The sequence below is a fragment of the Paraburkholderia sp. MM5496-R1 genome, from assembly GCF_050436205.1.
Classification (GTDB): Bacteria; Pseudomonadota; Gammaproteobacteria; order Burkholderiales; family Burkholderiaceae; genus Paraburkholderia; species Paraburkholderia tuberum.
This window is the reverse complement of sequence record NZ_JBNDLT010000002.1, coordinates 572,452-591,314: the sequence shown is the minus strand read 5'-3', so window position 1 is coordinate 591,314 and position 18,863 is coordinate 572,452. Positions and strand designations below refer to the sequence as shown.

At 63.3% G+C, this 18,863-nt stretch carries 21 protein-coding genes and 2 pseudogenes; 10 read left to right on the top strand and 13 right to left on the bottom strand.

The window, feature by feature from the left end; all coding sequences use genetic code 11:
• Nucleotides 1-8: 8 nt before the first annotated feature.
• Together OKW38_RS09535 and OKW38_RS09530 are read right to left on the bottom strand one after the other, a co-directional pair.
• Complete coding sequence (locus tag OKW38_RS09535) at nucleotides 9-1,241, bottom strand: molybdopterin-dependent oxidoreductase (RefSeq protein ID WP_429361194.1); 1,233 nt, start codon at nucleotides 1,239-1,241, stop codon at nucleotides 9-11.
• A gap of 100 nt (nucleotides 1,242-1,341) precedes the next feature.
• Nucleotides 1,342-1,500, bottom strand: a pseudogene (locus OKW38_RS09530) (DUF1269 domain-containing protein); the annotation flags it as partial.
• A 496-nt stretch (nucleotides 1,501-1,996) separates the two neighbouring features.
• Here OKW38_RS09530 and OKW38_RS09525 point away from each other — a divergent pair.
• A complete protein-coding gene (locus OKW38_RS09525) occupies nucleotides 1,997-2,509 on the top strand; it encodes a hypothetical protein (protein WP_429336491.1) in 513 nt (170 codons plus the stop codon).
• Nucleotides 2,510-2,542: 33 nt separating this feature from the next.
• Here OKW38_RS09525 and OKW38_RS09520 read toward each other — a convergent pair whose 3' ends face one another.
• From OKW38_RS09520 to OKW38_RS09470, 11 genes and pseudogenes are all read right to left on the bottom strand, one after another.
• Nucleotides 2,543-2,863, bottom strand: a complete 321-nt coding sequence (locus OKW38_RS09520) for a chaperone modulator CbpM (protein ID WP_090804910.1) — start codon at nucleotides 2,861-2,863, stop codon at nucleotides 2,543-2,545.
• Nucleotides 2,860-3,816: a DnaJ C-terminal domain-containing protein gene (locus OKW38_RS09515; protein ID WP_429361192.1), complete on the bottom strand. Its 957-nt coding sequence runs from the start codon at nucleotides 3,814-3,816 to the stop codon at nucleotides 2,860-2,862. The genes OKW38_RS09520 and OKW38_RS09515 overlap by 4 nt, the downstream gene beginning before the upstream one ends.
• A 133-nt stretch (nucleotides 3,817-3,949) precedes the next feature.
• Nucleotides 3,950-4,645 carry a CBS domain-containing protein gene (locus OKW38_RS09510; protein ID WP_429361190.1) on the bottom strand — a complete coding sequence of 232 codons (696 nt, stop codon included), beginning with the start codon at nucleotides 4,643-4,645 and terminating at the stop codon, nucleotides 3,950-3,952.
• 14 nt (nucleotides 4,646-4,659) lie between these two features.
• Nucleotides 4,660-4,938, bottom strand: coding sequence for a UDP-glucose 4-epimerase (locus OKW38_RS09505; protein WP_429361188.1), 279 nt, complete (start codon nucleotides 4,936-4,938; stop codon nucleotides 4,660-4,662).
• A gap of 75 nt (nucleotides 4,939-5,013) precedes the next feature.
• Nucleotides 5,014-5,664 (bottom strand): BON domain-containing protein, encoded by a 651-nt coding sequence (locus OKW38_RS09500; RefSeq protein ID WP_429361186.1) that lies wholly within the window; start codon nucleotides 5,662-5,664, stop codon nucleotides 5,014-5,016.
• A gap of 74 nt (nucleotides 5,665-5,738) precedes the next feature.
• Entirely contained in the window at nucleotides 5,739-6,170 is a 432-nt protein-coding gene (locus OKW38_RS09495) for an Hsp20/alpha crystallin family protein (RefSeq protein ID WP_429336642.1), read from the bottom strand.
• Between the two features lie 88 nt (nucleotides 6,171-6,258).
• Nucleotides 6,259-6,411: pseudogene (locus tag OKW38_RS09490) on the bottom strand (alcohol dehydrogenase); the annotation flags it as partial.
• A 208-nt stretch (nucleotides 6,412-6,619) separates the two neighbouring features.
• Nucleotides 6,620-7,366 carry a beta-ketoacyl-ACP reductase gene (locus OKW38_RS09485; RefSeq protein ID WP_429336494.1) on the bottom strand — a complete coding sequence of 249 codons (747 nt, stop codon included), beginning with the start codon at nucleotides 7,364-7,366 and terminating at the stop codon, nucleotides 6,620-6,622.
• Nucleotides 7,356-7,673, bottom strand: a complete 318-nt coding sequence (locus OKW38_RS09480) for a hypothetical protein (RefSeq protein ID WP_429361185.1) — start codon at nucleotides 7,671-7,673, stop codon at nucleotides 7,356-7,358. Before OKW38_RS09480 ends, OKW38_RS09485 begins: the two co-directional genes overlap by 11 nt.
• 22 nt (nucleotides 7,674-7,695) lie before the next feature.
• Nucleotides 7,696-8,154 (bottom strand): universal stress protein, encoded by a 459-nt coding sequence (locus OKW38_RS09475; protein ID WP_429336496.1) that lies wholly within the window; start codon nucleotides 8,152-8,154, stop codon nucleotides 7,696-7,698.
• 57 nt (nucleotides 8,155-8,211) lie between these two features.
• A complete protein-coding gene (locus tag OKW38_RS09470; RefSeq protein WP_429361183.1) occupies nucleotides 8,212-8,691 on the bottom strand; it encodes a hypothetical protein in 480 nt (159 codons plus the stop codon).
• A 306-nt stretch (nucleotides 8,692-8,997) separates the two neighbouring features.
• Between OKW38_RS09470 and OKW38_RS09465 the strand changes: the two genes are divergently transcribed.
• The 9 genes from OKW38_RS09465 to OKW38_RS09425 all read left to right on the top strand — a co-directional run bounded on the left by OKW38_RS09465 (nucleotide 8,998) and on the right by OKW38_RS09425 (nucleotide 18,689).
• Nucleotides 8,998-10,635, top strand: coding sequence for an oleate hydratase (locus OKW38_RS09465; RefSeq protein ID WP_429361181.1), 1,638 nt, complete (start codon nucleotides 8,998-9,000; stop codon nucleotides 10,633-10,635).
• A gap of 12 nt (nucleotides 10,636-10,647) precedes the next feature.
• Complete coding sequence (locus OKW38_RS09460) at nucleotides 10,648-11,949, top strand: NRAMP family divalent metal transporter (RefSeq protein ID WP_429361179.1); 1,302 nt, start codon at nucleotides 10,648-10,650, stop codon at nucleotides 11,947-11,949.
• 336 nt (nucleotides 11,950-12,285) lie between these two features.
• Nucleotides 12,286-12,525 (top strand): hypothetical protein, encoded by a 240-nt coding sequence (locus tag OKW38_RS09455; protein WP_090804932.1) that lies wholly within the window; start codon nucleotides 12,286-12,288, stop codon nucleotides 12,523-12,525.
• A gap of 125 nt (nucleotides 12,526-12,650) precedes the next feature.
• Complete coding sequence (locus OKW38_RS09450) at nucleotides 12,651-14,054, top strand: bifunctional enoyl-CoA hydratase/phosphate acetyltransferase (RefSeq protein WP_429361177.1); 1,404 nt, start codon at nucleotides 12,651-12,653, stop codon at nucleotides 14,052-14,054.
• Nucleotides 14,055-14,214: 160 nt separating this feature from the next.
• Nucleotides 14,215-15,051 carry a universal stress protein gene (locus OKW38_RS09445; protein WP_429361175.1) on the top strand — a complete coding sequence of 279 codons (837 nt, stop codon included), beginning with the start codon at nucleotides 14,215-14,217 and terminating at the stop codon, nucleotides 15,049-15,051.
• A gap of 57 nt (nucleotides 15,052-15,108) precedes the next feature.
• On the top strand, nucleotides 15,109-15,615 hold the full coding sequence (locus OKW38_RS09440) for a universal stress protein (protein ID WP_429361173.1): 507 nt from the start codon (nucleotides 15,109-15,111) through the stop codon (nucleotides 15,613-15,615).
• Nucleotides 15,612-16,439 carry a universal stress protein gene (locus tag OKW38_RS09435; RefSeq protein WP_429361171.1) on the top strand — a complete coding sequence of 276 codons (828 nt, stop codon included), beginning with the start codon at nucleotides 15,612-15,614 and terminating at the stop codon, nucleotides 16,437-16,439. Before OKW38_RS09440 ends, OKW38_RS09435 begins: the two co-directional genes overlap by 4 nt.
• 232 nt (nucleotides 16,440-16,671) lie before the next feature.
• Nucleotides 16,672-18,045 carry a PAS domain-containing sensor histidine kinase gene (locus OKW38_RS09430; RefSeq protein WP_429361169.1) on the top strand — a complete coding sequence of 458 codons (1,374 nt, stop codon included), beginning with the start codon at nucleotides 16,672-16,674 and terminating at the stop codon, nucleotides 18,043-18,045.
• Nucleotides 18,042-18,689 carry a response regulator gene (locus OKW38_RS09425; RefSeq protein ID WP_090804939.1) on the top strand — a complete coding sequence of 216 codons (648 nt, stop codon included), beginning with the start codon at nucleotides 18,042-18,044 and terminating at the stop codon, nucleotides 18,687-18,689. The genes OKW38_RS09430 and OKW38_RS09425 overlap by 4 nt, the downstream gene beginning before the upstream one ends.
• The last annotated feature ends 174 nt before the right edge of the window (nucleotides 18,690-18,863 follow it).

Here is an 18,863-nt window from a genome sequence, read left to right as displayed (position 1 = left end):
TCGCCTCCTCACGCGACGACCACAGTTGCCGATTCGACGACATTGCGCATATAGCCGCCGCTGTTCCAGTTCGGTGTGTCCGGCTGCTCAACGCCGTTCTCGTTGACCGCCTTCACCTTCAACACAAACTCGCCGGCGTAATGGGGTGTGAACTGCGCATCCCAGCGGCGGAAGCTGTATTTTCCATAGCTTTTTTCAAGGCGCGCCGGCATCCATGAACCGCCCCCGTCGGAGGAAAACATGACCCGCTGCACACCCGCGTCGCCACCGAATGCGATTCCCCTGACCGTCTGCGTCCGCATCACCGGGAGCACGGAACCGTCGCCGAGGTTCGTGAAGAACGATCTTGGCACCATCCGGTTGATGGGCACCGTCTTGACGCCAGTCTGTCCGGGTTCGACATTCGCGTGAGGTGTGTCAGGAATCTGGTACGCCTTGGCCATCCAGAAATTCTCGTCCGGCCGGTCGATGACCTCGATGTCGTTCAGCATCTTCATCCAGTATGTCGAATACCAACCGGGCACCACGAGCCGCAACGGGAACCCGTTCAGAAGCGGCAACGCCTGGCCGTTCATCCCGAACGCCACGATCACTTCGCCGTCGCGGGCATGGTCGACAGTGAGCGTTTTGATGAAGTCGGGCGTGGCCGCGATCACCCCTGTGTCGAGCCCATTGAAACGAACCTGAACGGCGCCCGCCTTAACCCCTGCCCGATCGAGAATATCCTTGAGCCGCACGCCGGTCCACACGGCGTTGCCCATCGCGCCGTTGCCCCACTCTCCGCCGGCGACACGCGGTTTGAAGAAACCGCGAGAGTTGCCTGCGCACTGATTCACGGCAGCCACTTCGACGTGAGGAAAGCCATTCATGATTTCGCTGACGCTCAGGCTAAGTTCGCGGCCGACCAGTCCCCGCACCACCAGTCGGAAGGCGCCGCCGTCGACCCGGGTCGGAATGCCGGCCAGATGCCAACGCACGAAAAACCGGTCATTTGGGGTGAACACGCCTGCGTCGAATACGGAAAACGGTGTTTCGAGCAAAGGCGGGCGGCTTCGCAAGAGGAGCATCTCACCCTTATGCGGAAACCCACTCGTCAACTCTCGCAGACCGTTCGCGAACGGCAGCGTCACTGCATTGGCAGCCCACGAGCGGCGTACCCAACCGCCACCCATGCCTATCAGGCCGCCTGCCGCCAAGGCATGAACGAACTGTCGGCGTTTCGTCCCGTATTCGTCTCTCATTGTGCTCTCCTGCGCACGCCTATCGGCTTCTTTACGTCCCTATCGGGTCTGCGGAAATTAAGGAAACGCAGGTATGGTCGGATCCGTGCCCTCGACATCCGCTGAGCTGCGCAAGCGTCGCTGCGGGCAAGTCTTCGAGAGGTACATCGGGGCGGGCCAGCACGTGGATATGCCGCCATTCGACGCGCTTGAGAAGGAGTTCGTCGATGATCCCTTTTGCGCTCTCGACGTTGGGCAACAGGAAATAGATGCGCCTCATCTCGTGCCTCCTGTAGGGAATACCCGGAACCCCGGCCGGGTCACCCATGACTGTGCGCCACCCCAACCCGCGCGATGTGCAAGGAAATTCTGTCATTCAATATAGTCTCAATTCCGACTGACTTCCTTCGTCGCACCGATCAGACTGACCCGATCCGGCTGGCATCCTCGGAGAGTGTCATCGCGGATGACCAGCGCGCACTACAGAGCGTCGACGCGGTTCACATCGGGAAGCCACGGGAGCATTCAACATCGCACGCTCTGCCGCCATGTCGCTCGTCTACAAGCCGCGCCGATAAATCCGAAGCGGTAATGGACCAGCCAGCGCAGCACACGGGCAGCGAACATTTCGGCCAGATTGATTTGCATCAAATGCGGCGGCGGACACGTCACTAAGCTTGGTGGTGATGCCCGTCAGATTGGCGGCCATACTGATCCTGGACAACATCGTCCGGGCGGCTCGTTAGGGTGTCCGCATATTTCAAATGGAGTTCGCCATGTCCCACAATGCCGACGAAGTCGCCTACCTGCTAGACCGTGCGGCCTCGCTTGACGCCGCCGCGCGGGCATTGTCGGTTGCGCTGGAGGCGCCCTGCCATGAACCCCGCTTCACACTCAAAGGTATCGTGTACAAGGCGTTAGGCAACAAGCCCGGCTTTACCGTCGCCCTCCACGGCGTCACCTTGCTGCCCGTATATGAACACGTGCTGGACCGATCTGGCGACAGTCCCGATCTCTTTGCAAGGATTCAACTGTGCTTGCCAGGCGACGGCACGAAACCGGGTAAAGTTCTGATCAGCCTGCTCGTAGCGGACACCGGCGACTACTCGGACGATGGCACATCCAGTTTGGCCTACAGCACCTACGACCCTACCGGCCGACCCAGCGACCTCTGTCGCTACAGACTCTCGCTTGCCATTGCCGAGGCAGTACAGGCCTCTTTGCCGGTGCTATCTCCCACCGACGCGTCAGCGCGGCCGGCGAAAGACGACGCACTGCGCGTAGCCTGACGCAACGCGGCAGCACACATCGCGCACCAGCGTCTAACCAGCACGAAGACGATTGACACGCGCGCGCAGCGCATCGATTTCGTCGAGCAGATCGAGGGCGAGCGCGATGCCAGGAGGGTTGATTTGAAGATCGCGTGCGAGCCGCTGTGCGGTCCGTACGCGCCGAAACGCCGCACCACTGAAACGCCATTCCTGCGGTTGATCCCCCTTGGGTTCGAACACGCCTTCGGAGACCCAAAGCCTCAATTCCTCTTCCGATGCCCCGCTCGCCCGACTTAATTCGACGAGCGTAAACTCGACACTCTCGTCGACAACCTGTCCTTGCAGGCAGGTCGTCGTCCTGGTCTCTTTCACGATGATCCTCCATAAAAGTGCGCGCGCGGATCGAAGTTGAAGGCCCGTTGCATCGATTCGTAAGCGGCCTTCGCCGTTTCGCTGTCCGCCGGCGGCAGAACGATGTTCAGTATCACGTAGAGATCGCCAGGCGGATTGGCGGGGATCCCCTTGCCTCTGAGTCTCAGGCGTCGGCCGCCGGCGGAACCCCGCGGTATAGTCATCTCGACCATGCCATCCGGCGTCGGCACCGCGATCTTCGCGCCCAGCGCGGCTTCCCACGGCGCGACCGGCAATTCGAGCGATACGTCGCGGCCGTCGACGCGAAAGCGTGGATGTTCGCGAAACCCGATTTCCAGGTAGAGGTCGCCAGCGTCCGCGGGCGTGGCACCCGCGCCGCCCTGACCGCCTAGCCGAAGATGCTGGCCCGCGCGTATCCCTTTCGGAATCGAGATGTCGAGCGTGCGCGATTCCAGTGCGACATGGCCTTGCGCATCGATCACCGGCACTTGCAGCGAAATCGAACGCTGCGCGCCGCGATACGCGTCTTCGAGATCGATCAGCACTTTCGCGTGATGATCTTCGCCTCGCACGTTGAACGCCCTGGGCCCCGCATGCGCATGCGCGCCGCGCGCGCCGCCGAACATCGACTCGAAAAATTCATGGAAGTCGGTCTGCGCACCCGGCTGACTGCCCGCGCCGCGGAATTCGAAGCCTTCGTCCCAGTTAGGCGGCGGCTGAAAATCCTGACCGTCGCGCCATTTGTCGCCCATGCGATCGTAGGCGGCGCGCTTCTCGGGGTCCTTGAGCACCTCGTACGCCTCGCCCAACTCCTTGAAGCGGTCTTCCGCATCGTCATGCTTGCTGACGTCAGGATGATATTTCCGCGCGAGCTTACGATACGAACGCTTGACGTCTTCCGGAGAAGCGCTGCGTTCGAGACCCAGGATCTCGTAATAGTCCCTGTATTTCATTTTGGAGGCTGACCGATGAGGAACGGGGGCGGCAATATGGGTCCAACGCGCCAGTGGCGGCGCCCGGTTCACTTTATACCAATCCGGACAGCCCGGCAGAGCCGCGGCAGTTCTCTCGCCGACGGCCGGCCGTTCAAATACCCGGCATGACCGGATACGGCTCCGTATGGTCGTCGACGCCCTTCACGCCGGGGATGCTCTCGGCTGCGACGCGAACCGCCTGGACGGACTCCGCCGAGTGGAAGACGCCCCAGAGATGGATCACGCCGTCGCTCACGACGATGTTGCGTCCTGCGAATGCCCACTTGTGGCCGGCCAACTCGCCCATCAACATCGCACGAATCTCCCGGTCCGTGACGGCGGCGCCGGCGTCGCGCGCAGGCTCCTCCGGGAGACTGGCCAATGCCTGAATCAGATTGGCTCGGCTGATAATGCCGCTCATCTTGCCGGCCCTGGTCACGGGCACGCGTTTGATATGCTGCGTTTCGAGAAGTGTGGCGACGTCGCTGATCGGCGTGTCTTCGTCCACGGAGACGACCTCGCGCGACATCACGTCTTCGACTTTCAGTCCATGCGACTTCACATAGTTGCGAGCGTCGTCGCTCGCGGAGAACAGGTCGAGCCATGACGAACGCACGGGTTTATCGGTGTCGAGCTCGACGCGTCGAAGCAGATCGCCTTCGCTGATCATGCCGACGATAGCGTCGGCCGCATCGACTACCGGCGCGCCACTGATTCTCTTTTCCACGAACATCCTCGCGACTTCGCGCACCGTCATGTCGGGCCTGACGGATACCACGTTACGGGTCATTATGTCGAAAGCACGCATGGCAAGTCTCCTGACTATTGCGTTGAGTGTGGTTTGAGTTGAGCTTGGTCTGCCGCCTGAAGCGACAACGTCTTTGACATCTTCAGTTGCACCCACACCATCCCCTCGCGCAGCCCGGCGAGCACGGCTTCGCGTTCGCTCGGAAGTACGCTGCTGTGCGTGAACTCGTGGGTGAAGACGCCTTCCGGTGTCGTGTGACTGAGCTGTATCGAGCAGTTGAAACCGCCCGTCGTCGGATGCGTCACGACCGATACCGACCAATGGCCGTCGCCAACTTTTCCGGAAAGCGTCATGAGTCGCTCCTGATGTTTCACCCAGATGAAGTGACGCGGGCGCACGCAAATGCGCGCCGGCCGCCACGCCGCAAGCTAGCCCACGGTCAGATTGTCGATGACCGCATGCACGCCCGGTGCCGACCACGCGGCCCCGCGCACAGCCGAGCGCGCCGCCGCCGAATCGAGCTTGCCCGTCAACGTCACGGTGCCTTCGTGTGCCTTGATCGCGATATGCTTCGCTTCACGGTCCGTGTGACGCTGCAGGGCCTGGCTGATTTGCACGCCGATATCCTGCGCGGCCGCGTCGCTAACGATACGGATCACGTTCGATACGCCCGTCACGCCACGCATATGCGAAATGGTGCGGGTCGCGACATGACTCTGATAGGCATTGTCGACTTCGCCGCTTAGTGTCACCCAGCCCTTTTCGACCTGCACCTTGACCGACTCTTCGCTCAGCCCGACGGTCCAGCGCAGGATCGTGCGAACGGCTTTGGCGATGTCTTCGTCGGTGCGCACATCCGTATGCAGCAGGCGAACATCCATTTCCACGACGACGGCCTTCACGCCCGCGACACGTTGCGCCGCCTTTTCCGCCGCGACTTTTTCCGCGTAGCTGACCGGGTGGCCGGACAGCGTGACGACGCGGTCGCATACTTCGACGCCGATGTCCGTGACGCTGACGGCCGGATCCCAAGCCAGCTCTTCTTCGACCTGCTGCTGTAATTCCATGTCTGACTTCATTGCCTGCTCCTTGTTGGCATGCAAGGGTTGCCGCTGCGCCGGGACGTACAGCGGTGCGCCCGGCGCCGCGCCAATCAGTTGATCGGCAGGCGTTTGCGCGCGGAGGCCGCTTTCTTGGGCAGCGTCAGCGACAGCACGCCGTCCTTGTACTGCGCCGTTGCAGTGGCTTCATCGATCTCGCTCTGCAACGAGAACGAACGGCTGACGGCGCCCGAATAGCGTTCGCGACGAACCACGCGTTCGCCCTCCTTCAGCTCCTGCTTACGCTCGACCTTGGCGCTGATCGATACGAGATTGCTGTCGATCTTCACGTCGATATCGTCTTTCTCGACGCCGGGCAGTTCGGCTTTCACGGTGTACTGGGTATCGCTCTCCGTCACATCGATCTTGATATCGGCAAGCGGCGCCTCCCCGCCCGCGCCACCGCGCAGTGGGCGGAACAGGCCCTGAAAGAGATCCGACATGGGTTCGATTGCAAACGGGTCAAAACGGGTCAAGTTGCTCATCGTGTTACTCCTTGGATCATCCATTACGGTCATGGATAGGGGGCTGGGTTAATGGCGCGGGTGCGCATGCGTCCGCGCAACGCGCCGGTCAGGACACTTCATTAATCACTTTCAGCGCATGCGTGTCCGCGGCACGGCTGAAGGTATCGTAGGCACCGGCCACGTCTTCGAGCTTGAAGCGGTGCGTAATCGGCCGCGCGGGATCGATGCGGCCCGCTCGGACCGTCTTTAGCAGCATCGGCTCGTCTCGGCGTGCGCAATGCGCACGTACTCGGCCTGGGTGCCATCAATCTTGTTGCCCAGAACCCGGCCGCCCGTATGTGCTAACTCCGTTGAGGGAAACTGGCCTGCCATACGACCGACTTTAGGCCGTCTCGCGCCACATGGATTGACATGTATCAAGCGATAGTCGTCGGTCGCCGCCCGCTCGAAACGTTCGCCGCGCCGCTTCAGCCCATATGCATCCCACCGTTGATGGCGAAGTTCGCGCCGGTGACGAAACCTGCGTCGTCCGAACAGAGGAACGCCACGAGCGCGGCCACTTCGTCGGGTTGCCCGAGGCGGCCAACCGGAATCTGCGGCAAGATCTTCGTCTCCATCACATCCTTCGGGACGGCCGCGGTCATCGCGGTCGCGAGGTAACCGGGCGAGACGGTGTTGACCGTCACGCCATGTTTCGCAACCTCCAGCGCCAGCGACATCGTGAAGCCATGAATCCCCGCTTTCGCCGCCGCGTAGTTGGTCTGGCCGAAGGCGCCGCGCGCGCCGTTCACCGAGCCGATATTCACGATGCGCCCGAAGCGTTGCGCGACCATCCCGCCGAGCAAGGGCTTGGTCATATTGAACAGCGAGTCGAGATCGGTGCGTAGTACCGCATCCCAGTCGTCCTTGTTCATTTTCGCAAAGCTCGAATCGCGCGTGATGCCGGCATTGTTGACGAGAACGTCGACCGCGCCGAATTCGTCGAGCACGCGTTCCGCGCAATGCGCGCACGAATCGAAACGGGTCACGTCGGCTTCGTAGGCATGAAAACGGCGGCCGGCGTCGCGCTCGCGCACCAGCCAGGTGGCGACGTGATCGTTGCGTTCCGAATGCGACATGGCGACCACCATGCCGGCATCATGAAGGCGTCGGCTAATGGCGGCGCCCAGTCCGCCCATACCGCCGGTGATGAAGGCAATGCGCTTAGCCGACATGCTGTTCTCCTGATTGCGCAAAGCGGCGTGCCGTCGCGGGAGGCGTCGCCGAATCCGTGCGCCAACCGAATGGCGCGCCGCCGTCCAGCGCGTCCCTGACCGTCTGTTCGAAGCGCCGCATCCAGTCCTGCAGCGGCAGCGTCGCGAGATCCATGCCGGCGCCCTGCCGCCGGTTGCCGGTCCATGCGGCCTGCCATCCGGCAAGCGCGTCGCGCATGCCGTCGCTGCACGCGGTTTGGTGCCGGGCCGCCGAAACGAGCCCCTGTTGCCAGAGATTCGTGGTAGCCGCCATGTAGTCGCGCAGCATCGTCTGATAGTCAGGACGATGCTCAGGCGTCGGCGGCGCTTTCCCGAACCAGCAGCACGGGGCACGGCGAATGCCGCACGAAACGCTCGGCGACGCTGCCGAGCACCATGCGCCGCATGCCGCGCCGGCCATGCGTCCCCATCACCACCAGATCCGCGCCGCGCCGCTCGACACAGCGTGCGATGCAACTCGCGATGTCTTCGGCGATGCCCTGGGTTTCGATGATTTCAGAATCGCCGGCCACGTCGAGGACTTCCATTTTCGCGAGTGCGTCGTCCAGCAGGCTTCGTCCGACCTGGCGCGCGGCATCGGTCAACAGATGCGGGTCGCACGCGCCCGCGTAAATAAAGGCCGCCGACTGGTCGATCGCATACACTGCGGTCAGCTTCGCATGCGCCAGCTTGGCCATACGGGTAGCCTCACTAACCGCGCGTTTCGACGCCTCGCTGCCGTCCACGGCAACCAGAATGTTTTGGTACATGACTTGCTCCTCGTAGGGCATTAAAAAGCGCTGCCGTCGCACGACTCGTTGCGATGATCAGGACCGGCTACGCACCGGATTGCACGCCAGTTGCTCCTCGGCGGAATTGAATGCCGCCTGGATCGCTGCTTGCGCGTTGGCGTCGACACAACGTTTGATCGGGACGAGTTCGCCGCTGCGCATGATCAGGTCGAGCCGGGCCTCGAACAGCCGACCGCGCGCATCGCCTGGCTGCACGTTGGCCCGATGGTCAGGAAGCGCGGCATGGACCGATTCGATCACCAGATCACAACCCGCGATTGACCTGCTGAACCGCTCCAGGCGCACCAGTTGCGAAGCCGCCTCAGCTTCGATTTGCGACGTCCCGGCAAAGCCGAGATAGACGATTTGCATGCCGACTCCCATGTGCCCTCTCCCAGGCTTCCAGCGTTTTCGCGCAGGTTCCTTAGCGAATTCGCCCGCTGCAGTGGCGGGGGTGAGTTGACGAGACGCAACCGGCGGGATGATTGGATCATCGGCTGGGACGGTTTGAGCCACTTGACCTGCGTCAAGACATCGAGGGGATGCCGGCCTTTCCTGATCACTGGACCATCGTATGAGGGCAGCTTCGGGCGAACTTGATGCGGATCACAAAGAGGCGAGATACGCAGCGCGGCGCCGCCCGCGTCGCCTTTGCGAATCAACCTGAGTTCGACGCCCGCCCGAGCGCGCCGCCGCGATCGTTGCTTGATCCAACTCAATCGGATCACCCGAGCCTCGCGTATGTTGGAACAACGCCCGCTCTGCGCGGCAGGGCGGTCCGGCTGCAGTTCGATTGCAGCGAACCTCGAAAGGGAAAACAACGTGCAAAACTCTGATCCGATTCACGCACATGCGCCGCGCGCCGACGTCGACCGTGACGGCCATGCCGCAGAGAACGGCAAGTTCTATCTTGTCGGCGGCGGCATCGCCTCGTTGGCGGCCGCGGCCTTCCTGATCCGCGACGGCCACGTGCGCGGCTGCGACATCACCATTTTCGAAGCGCTCGACAAGCTGGGCGGCAGCCTGGATGGTGCGGGCAATCCCGAAAACGGCTATGTCGCGCGCGGCGGGCGCATGCTCGAAAGCAAGTATCTGTGCACGTATGACCTCTTCTCGTCGATCCCCACGCTGGACGGCACTAAAAGCGTGACGCAGGAAATCTTCGACTGGAACGAAACCATGCGAACCTCGTCGCGAGCGCGGCTCGTGCGCGCGGGCAAACGCGAAGACGCGCCGGCCTACGGGCTCGATGAAAAGCATCTGGTGACGCTCGGCCGCCTGTCGATCGAACCGGAAGCGATGCTCGGCGCTAGCCGGATTGCCGATCACTTCGACACCTCCTTCTTCGAAACCAATTTCTGGCTCATGTGGTGCACGACGTTCGCATTCCAGCCGTGGCATAGCGCGGTCGAATTCCGCCGCTATCTGCTGCGTTTCGCGCATATGTCCACCGGTTTCAACCAGTTGCACAGCATCATGCGCACGGTCTATAACCAGTACGATTCGATGATCCGGCCGCTGCGCCGCTGGCTCGACGACCACGGCGTGGCATTCCGGCAGGACACCCGGGTCACCGAGCTTCGCTTCGACGAAACGGGCCCACTGAACCGGGTCAGCGCAATAGTGGGCGAAACGGCGCACGGGCGCTTCGATCTGCCGGTCGATCCCGCCGACAAGGTGATCGTCACGCTCGGCTCGATGACGGCCGCCTCCAGCCTGGGCGGCATGGACCGTCCCGCGCCGCTGGATACGGTCGACGCAACGGGGGCCTGGAGCCTGTGGAAAAACATCGCCGCGGGCCGGCCGGAATTCGGTCATCCGTCCATCTTCGCCGATCATGTCGACGCGTCGAAGTGGCTCTCCTTCACGGTGACGCTGCGCGACCCGACGCTGTTCCGGCTGATCCGCGATCTGACCGGCAATGTGCCCGGCGAAGGCGGCCTGATTACTTTTCCGGAGTCGAACTGGCTCGTGTCTATCGTGCTGCCGCATCAGCCGCATTTCATCGGTCAGCCGGCGGACGTGCAGGTGTTCTGGGGGTACGGCTTGCGAGTCGATCAGCCAGGCGATTTCGTCGACAAGCCGATGCAGGCCTGCACCGGTCGCGAGATCCTGACGGAGATCGTGGGTCATCTGAAGATGCAGTCGGAGTCGGCCCGAATCCTCGAGCACGCGGTTTGCATTCCCTGCATGATGCCGTTCATCACGAGCCAGTTCCTGCCGCGCCGTCGCGGCGACCGGCCTGCCGTGGTACCTGACGAATGGCGCAATCTCGCCTTCATCGGGCAGTTCTGCGAGTTGCCCGACGACGTCGTGTTCACCGTCGAATACTCGGTGCGCTCGGCGCAGAACGCGGTGTATGCACTGCTCGGGCTCGATCGGGCCGCACCGGCTGTCTACAAGGGGCAGCATGACCCGCGGATCGTCTACAAGGCATTCGCGACGCTGCGGGACCATTAGCGAGGTGATCGGGTGGAAGTCGACAGTTTGCGGCATACCAAAAGCCTGCGGACGCTGCTCGCGCGTCTGAAGGAGCATCCGCTGGCCCATGTCGGTCCGGGCCTCATCACGGGCGTCGCCGATGACGATCCGAGCGGCATCGCCACTTATTCGCAGGCTGGCGCGCAGTTCGGCCTGAACATGCTATGGACGATGCCGCTCGCCTTTCCGTTGATGGCCGCGGTTCAGTCGATGTGCGCGAACCTCGGCCGGGTGACCGGCAAAGGGCTCGCCGCCAACATCAAGAGCGCGTTCCCACCTGTCGTGCTGATGGGCGTCGTGTCGTTGCTGCTGGTCGCGAACGTGCTGAACATCGCCGCCGATGTTGCCGCGATGGGCGAAGTGGCGGAACTGGTGAGCGGCGTCGACCGGCACCTGATGACGGCCTGCTTCGTGTTCGGCACGCTGCTGCTGCAGGTTTTCGTGCCGTACCATCGGTACGTGTTCTTTCTGAAGTGGCTGACGGTCTCGCTGCTCGCCTATGCCGTCGTGCTGTTGACCGTTCACGTGCCCTGGCGCGAAGTGGGCTGGCGCATGCTGTGGCCGCATCTGACGCTGAACGGCAACGCGGCGGCGATGGTCGTCGGCGTATTCGGCACCACCATCAGCCCCTACCTCTTTTTCTGGCAGGCTTCCGAAGAAGTAGAAGACCTGCACGCCCATCGCGGTGATGCCGCGCTCATCATGGATGCCGGCGCGGCGCCCCGCGAGCTGCAACGGATTCGCTGGGACACATGGTCCGGCATGTTCTATTCCGACCTCACCGCCTTTTTCATCATGCTGGCGACCGCCGTGACGCTGCACGAGGCCGGCGTGACCGATATCACCACGGCGGCACAGGCCGCGAGCGCGTTGCGACCGCTCGCCGGCGACTTCGCTTACCTCCTGTTCGCGGCGGGCATCCTCGGCGTCGGTCTGATCGGCGTGCCGGTGCTGGCGGGTTCAGGCGCGTATGCGCTATCCGAAGCGATGGGCTGGCATGAGGGGCTCGAGCGCAAGGTGCGCGACGCACGCGGCTTCTACGCGATCATCGCCGTCAGCGTGCTGGCCGCGCTCGTGATCCAGTATTCGCCGATCAGCCCGATGAAGGCGCTGTTCTGGAGCGCGGTCATCAACGGCGTGGTGGCGGTGCCGTTGTTGGTAGTCGTGATGATCCTCGTGTCGAGGAAATCGGTGATGGGCGCGTTCACGGCCAGCAAACCGCTGATCGTGCTCGGCTCGATCGCCACCTTGGTGATGGGCGTGGCCGCGCTGCTGATGTTTATTCCCGGGTAAGAGAAAAGCAGGAAAAAGCACGCCGCGACACGGTCACAGTGAACGTGCGATGCGGTTGTGCATTCGCATGCTGGATTCGCAGCGCATGCCACGAGCATAGGCGCGGTTGAGCGAATTCTCATGATCCATATCAAGCGACGAACCTGGCCGTCATGACGGCGCATCGTTGCGTAGGAAAAACCTGACAAGCATGCAGAACGTCCTACCTGAAGCTCGGTGCCACCTGATTTGTACCGGCCGGGTGCCGACCCATACTGGATTCGTGACAGCCCGAATCGATTGCCCTCGCGATGCGCCCGGTGCGCGTGCCGAGGTAGACCCGTAAGGAGACCGGCCATGTCGGACACAGCCTTTTTCGCCCGCGCCGCGACATCGGCGGAACCATCACAGGACGCGCGCAACGCGATCCCTGAATTCGATGCCATCCTCGCGCTCGCGCGCGAGTCGGGGCTGCTGATTACGCTCGACGGACAGATCGGCCGCGAAAAATACCAGAGCATCGGGGGCTCGCTGCATGCGTTCAAACGCTTCGCCGAAGCGCTGTGCGATACCGTCGGTCAGCGTGCGCCGGTCTGACGGAATGCAGGACGCCAGCAGCCGCGTCTCCGAAACAGATGATGCAGATCAACTCACCGGAGCCTCGGCATGACTTAATCGACGTACCTGAAACTCACACGGCATCGTGTCGTGTCGGAGCCATCGTGAACGACAACCTTTTGCGCAACCGCACTTTCGGCGAAATCGAAATCGGCGAGTCGGCGTCGCTCGTACGCGTGGCCCTGCAGAACGATATTGATCTGTTTGCGGCCGTATCGGGCGATCTCGATCCCGCGCATGAAGATGCGGCGATCGCCGCGGGCGCGCTGACCGGCCATGGAGTCGTACACGGCATGTGGACCGCCGCGCTGATTTCCGCGCTGCTCGGCAAGCGGCTGCCCGGCCCCGGCACGATCTGCCTCGGCCAGACCCTGCAGTTCCGTCATCCTGTCTCAGCGGGGGACACCATCACCGCGATGGTCAAGGTGAAGGAAAAGCGCAGTGACGGACGCATCGTCCTGCTCGACATCTGCTGCACGAACCAGAGAGGCGACAGCGTGCTGCTCGGCACGGCAACGGTCGTTGCACCGTCGATGCCGGTAGTGTGGCCATGCACCGCGAATGCCGAAGTCGCCTTGCGACGTCACGACCGCTACGACGCGTTTATGCGGCAGGCGCGCGTGCGTCCCGCATTGCGCACGGCGATCGTTCACCCCTGCTCGGAAGAAGCCATCCTGGCAGCGATCGAAGCCCGCGACGAAGGCCTGATCGAACCGGTGCTGATCGGCCCCGAAGCCAAAATCCGCGCCGCTGCCGAGGCCGCCAATCTCAGCCTCGCGGGTGTGCCGATCGAAGCGGTCGAGCACAGTCATGCGGCGGCTGCGCGTGCCGTGGAAATGGGCGCGACCGGCCGGGTCGCCGCGTTGATGAAAGGCAGTCTGCACACGGACGAACTGCTCGGCGCGGTCGTCGCGCGGACATCCGGCTTACGCACTTCGCGGCGCATCAGCCATGTCTATGCGATGGACGTGCCGGCCTATTCGAAGCCGCTGGTGGTCACCGACGCCGTGGTCAATATCACGCCATCGCTCGACCATAAGCGCGATATCTGCCAGAACGCCATCGACCTGTTGCACGTGCTGGGCATCGAACTCCCGCGGGTCGCGGTCCTCGGCGCGATCGAAACGGTCAACTCGCGCATGCCGACCACGCTCGACGCTGCCGCGCTGACCGTCATGGCCGCGCGCGGTCAGATCACGGGCGCGCTAGTGGACGGCCCGCTCGCCTTCGACAATGCAATCAGCCTGGCGGCCGCGAAAATCAAGCAGATCGATTCGCCCGTGGCCGGTCAGGCGGACATCCTGCTGGCGCCAGATCTGGAAGCCGGCAACCTGCTCGCCAAACAGCTCATGTACTTCGCCGGCGCCGACGCGGCTGGTCTCGTGCTCGGCGCGCGGCTGCCGATCATCCTCACGAGCCGTGCCGACAGCGTGCGCGTAAGGCTCGCATCCGCCGCACTCGCCAAGCTGACGGCGGAACGTGCGCTGGCAGGCTCAGGGCGCCCGTGAACGGGGCGTTTGCGGACCGGCGCGCCCCGTCGTCTTCAGGTTCCACTGTCCCCGCCCCACCAGTCGCACGGTTGATCTGAATCAACGCCGCAGCGCCATCGGCTCATAGACTCAGTTCACATGGTCGGGCGCCGCCCATTCACTTTCCGGGAGCTTTGCAATGAGCTACAAAACCATCGTCGTTCATCTGGATACGAGCCGGCGCGCGCATCCGCGGCTCGAAATCGCGCTGCGCCTCGCGAAGCACTTCGGTGCCCATCTGGCCGGCGTATTCGCCCTGTTCAGTCCCGATCCGCGCTCGCTGTACGTGATGGCCGGCACCGCCAGCTACTACGCGACGCATGAGCAGTTGCGCGCCGAGCGGCGCGGTGCGCTCGAACGCCTCTTCCATGCGGAGCTGAGCCGGGCCGGGGTGGCGGGCGAGTGGATCGCCGTCGATCAGTCAGCCAGTCTCGCGGTGCCGCACCGGGGACGTTGCGCGGATCTGATCATCGCCGGCCAGGACGATCCCGATGATCCGGAGTCGTACGTCGGCAACTATTTCCCCGAAAACCTGGTCATGTCCGCGGGCCGGCCGGTGCTGCTGGTGCCGAACGCCAGCAGCGTCACTTCCCCCGGCGGCCATGTGATGGTCGGCTGGGACGGCAGCCGCGAAGCCACCCGTGCCGTGCATGACGCGCTGCCGTTCATGCGCACAGCGCGGCTCACCACGATCGTCGCGGTCAACGGCGCTCGCAGGGAAACGGGCTCCCGTCTTCCGGGCGCCGACATCGCAGCGGTGATTGCGCGGCACGGCATCAAGGTCGAAGTCAAGGACGTCGAAGCCGGTCCGGCCGCGTCGGTTGGCGACACCCTGTTATCGGAAGCAGCCGGGCTCGGTGCGGACCTCCTCGTGATGGGAGCCTACGGCCATGCCCGCTGGCAAGAACTGGTGATGGGCGGCGCAACCCGCACGGTGCTGCAGTCGATGACCGTGCCGGTGCTGATGTCGCACTGACAATCGCAGGCGCTCTGCAGGCGCGGCCCTAAGCCGCCTCCTTAAGGGGAGTTCGCCATGTACAAGCAGATTCTGGTGGCGGTCGACGGCAGTGAAACGTCGAGTCATGCGCTCGACGCCGCCTTGCAACTTGCACACGAAGCCGGCGCGCAATTGCAGCCGTTGTATGTCGTGAACGTCCCGCTCATGACGTATGACGTGCCCTCTTACGATCCCTCTTACGTCCGCGGCGCGCTTCTCGAAGAAGGCGCGCATGTGACCGACGACGCCGCCGCGCGCATGCGCCGCGCCGGCGTGGCGGGCTCACCGCGCATCGTCGAGGCGGATCCGGTCGCCGACGACGTCGCGCAATGCATCCAGCGCGCCGCTGCCGAGTTCAAGGCCGACGTGGTGGTGATAGGCACCCATGGGCGCCGAGGTTTCCGGCGGATGGTGCTCGGCAGCGTTGCCGAACGCTTTCTGCGCATCGCGCAGTGCCCGGTGCTTCTGATCTCTGCGCACTGCATGAACCCGGCTACAGGCGAACAATCGCCAACGGCCGAAGCTGCCAAGGAGCAATCATGAACTGCAAAACCCTGCTCGTGCATCTGGACGACAGTCCGTATAGCGCCGCGCGCACCGAATTCGCGCTCGACCTGGCCCGCCGGTACGAAGCGCATCTGATCGGCTTGTACGTGGTGTGCCAGGAACTCGCGCGACCGATCTTTTTGGATGGAGAAGGCGCCTGGGTGGCTGCGCAGGAAGCGCAACGCGACGCCAATCTGAAGGACGCCCACGCACGCTTCCTGGCGGCCGGCGAGCGCGCCGGCCTGAGCGTTGAATGGCGCGCGCCAGCCGGTGATGCGGTCGAAACAGCGGCTTTGCACGCTCGCCACGCGGACCTTCTGATTCTCGGTCAGTCCGATCCGAAGGAGCCTTCGTCCTATATCGCCCGCCATTTTGTGGAGGACGTGGTCATGAGTGCGGGCCGCCCGGCCATCGTACTGCCTTACGCCGGAGCCGTCCGGTCGTTCGGGCAAAACGTGTTGATTGCGTGGGACGGCAGCCGCGAAAGCGCGCGATCCGTGGCCGATGCACTGCCGGTGCTAAAGAAAGCGAAATTCGTCACCGTGATGACGGTGCAGCGCCATTCGCAGAGCGGTGAACCGGCCGGCATCGACGTCGCCGCCTGGCTCGCGCGGCACGGCATCGAGGCGGGATTCGCCGGGACGCCCGGAGTGGACGGTGTATCGACCGGCGCGCTGCTGTTGAACATGCTTGCCGACCGTCATATCGATCTACTGGTGATGGGCGCGTACGGGCATGCGCGCGTTCAGGAAAGGTTGCTCGGCGGCGTTACGCGAACCATGCTGCAGTCGATGACCGTGCCGGTGCTGATGTCGCACTGATTCGAAACGGATTCTGCGGTTTCAAACCCGAAATACGTGTGATGCGGATCAAGCGCCGGGCGTCTGGCTTCGACCACCCTCTTTCAGGCACTGCGCTTCGCGTCATCGCCTGCAGCTACTGGCATGATCCGTGCGAATCGCGCAAAATAAACAGCGCAGCATGGTCTGTCGCCCATCGCAAAGGCTGCCGTCGGCCGGCGTCGTGAGTTATCCGTTATCCATCGAGGCGCGCATGCCCCTTCGCGACAAAACGCCCTTCGCGCCCGGGCCGTCCTCGCGGTCGCGAGTCGCGACCTATGTACGACACCCTGTGCTCGTCGGCGCGCTCGCCTTCGTGGTCGGGCTCACACTGGCGCTCGGCATCTGGCGCTGGCTGGCGCAATGGTCGCTGCGCGAAGCCCCGCTCCGGGAAAACAGCTTGCTGACGGCATGCATCGCCGCTGCCTGTCTGTTCGCCGTCGTGGCCTTTCTGCTTGCCCGCGCACGCGGCGTCTCGACCTTGACTAGCGAGGCGCGAAGCCAGTCGAGCGTCAACGAGGCACGCATGATGGCGATCATCCGCTCGTCGATGGAAGGCATCATCACCGTCGATGAACGACAGAAGATTGTCATCTTCAACCCGATGGCCGAACAGGTATTCGGCTGCAGCGCGGCGGACGCGCTCGGCGCTTCGCTGTCGCGCTTCATTCCGGAACGTTTTCGCGCGGCGCACGAGCGGCATGTCGACCAGTTCGGCGTCACGGGCGTGGCCGACCGCCAGATGGGCAAACAGCAGCGCGTGCTATTCGGGCTGCGCAGCAACGGCGAAGAATTTCCGATCGAAGCGTCGATTTCCCAGGTGGCCGACGGTGACAGCAAGCTGTACACAGTCATGCTGCGCGACATCACGGAACGGGTCAAAGCGGAGAACGCGCAGCGCAAATCGCGCGAGGAATTGCGCGAACTGTCGGCCAATCTGCAGATGGTTCGCGAGGACGAAAAAACCCGTATTGCCCGCGAATTGCACGACGACCTCGGCCAGCAGTTGACCGCACTGAAAATGGACCTTTCATCGGTCGAACAGGCGCTCGAAGCCACCGCCGAGTCCGGGATTCTGCGGCAACTCAGCGACATGCGACGGCTGATCGACGCGACGGTCGCGTCGGTGCGCCGGATCGCGGCCGACCTGCGCCCGGTCATGCTCGACGATCTCGGCCTGATCCCGGCCATCGAATGGCTCGCCAACGACTTTACGAACCGCTACGGCATCGAGGTGAAACGTGACATCGAAGTCGGCGACACACCCTTTACGCCGGCAGGCGCAACCACACTATTCCGCATCGTGCAGGAGGCGCTCACCAACGTCACCCGCCACGCGCAAGCCACGCTCGTCACGCTGACGGTGCGCCGCGAAGAGGACGCCTGCATTGTGCGAGTGGCGGACAACGGTCATGGTGTGGGCCGTTCGGACGCGCGCGCCGAAAAATCGTTCGGGCTGCTCGGGATCCGCGAACGTGCGCATATGCTAGGCGGCACCGTCGAAATACAGACGTCCAGCGGCAAGGGCTTTTCACTGACCGTCACGTTCCCGGCCGCGGCCGTGCAACAGCAGGAGACGCTAACATGATTCGCGTGCTGATAGCCGACGATCACGCGCTCGTGCGCGATGGCCTGCGACATATTTTGCAAAACACAAACGGCTTCGAAGTGGCCGGAGAAGCCAGCGACAGCGTCAGTACGATTGCTCTGGTTCGCTCGCACCCAGCCGATGTGCTGGTGCTGGATCTGTCGATGCCGGGGCGCAACGGCGTCGAGTTGATCAAGCAGATCAAGGACGAGATGCCGGCCCTGCGCATTCTCGTACTCACCATGCATGCGGAGCAACAGTACGCCGTGCGTGCTTTCAAAGCCGGTGCATCGGGCTATCTCACCAAGGAGAGCGCGAGCGCGGAACTGGTCTCGGCGGTGAGCAAGGTCGCCTCCGGCGGCGTCTATGTCAGTCTCGCGATGGCCGAGCGCTTCGCGCAAAGCCTGAACGAGCCCGCCGACACACTGCCCCACCAGCGCCTGTCGGATCGCGAATTCGACGTTTTCCGGCGCATCGCCGCAGGACAAACCCTCACGGAAATTGCCACCGAATTATGTGTCAGCAGCAAGACGGTAAGCACCTATAAAACCCGCATTCTCGAGAAAATGCAGATGCCGCACGAAGCCGCGCTGGTGCGCTACGCGCTGCGCCACAAGCTGCTCGGGGAAGACGACGAAATCTAGCGCCGTCACGGCGCCGCTGTCACTGGGTCCGCTCCGTCGTGACCCCCGTCACATCCGTGGCTCCTCGCGCGGCTGCTTTGCCGTCACAGAGTGTGTGTAGGAAATTTCCTACAACACTTCCCGCTCGCCTACCCGAAGCTCGTTCCCCGCTGATTTTATTTTGAGATGACGCGG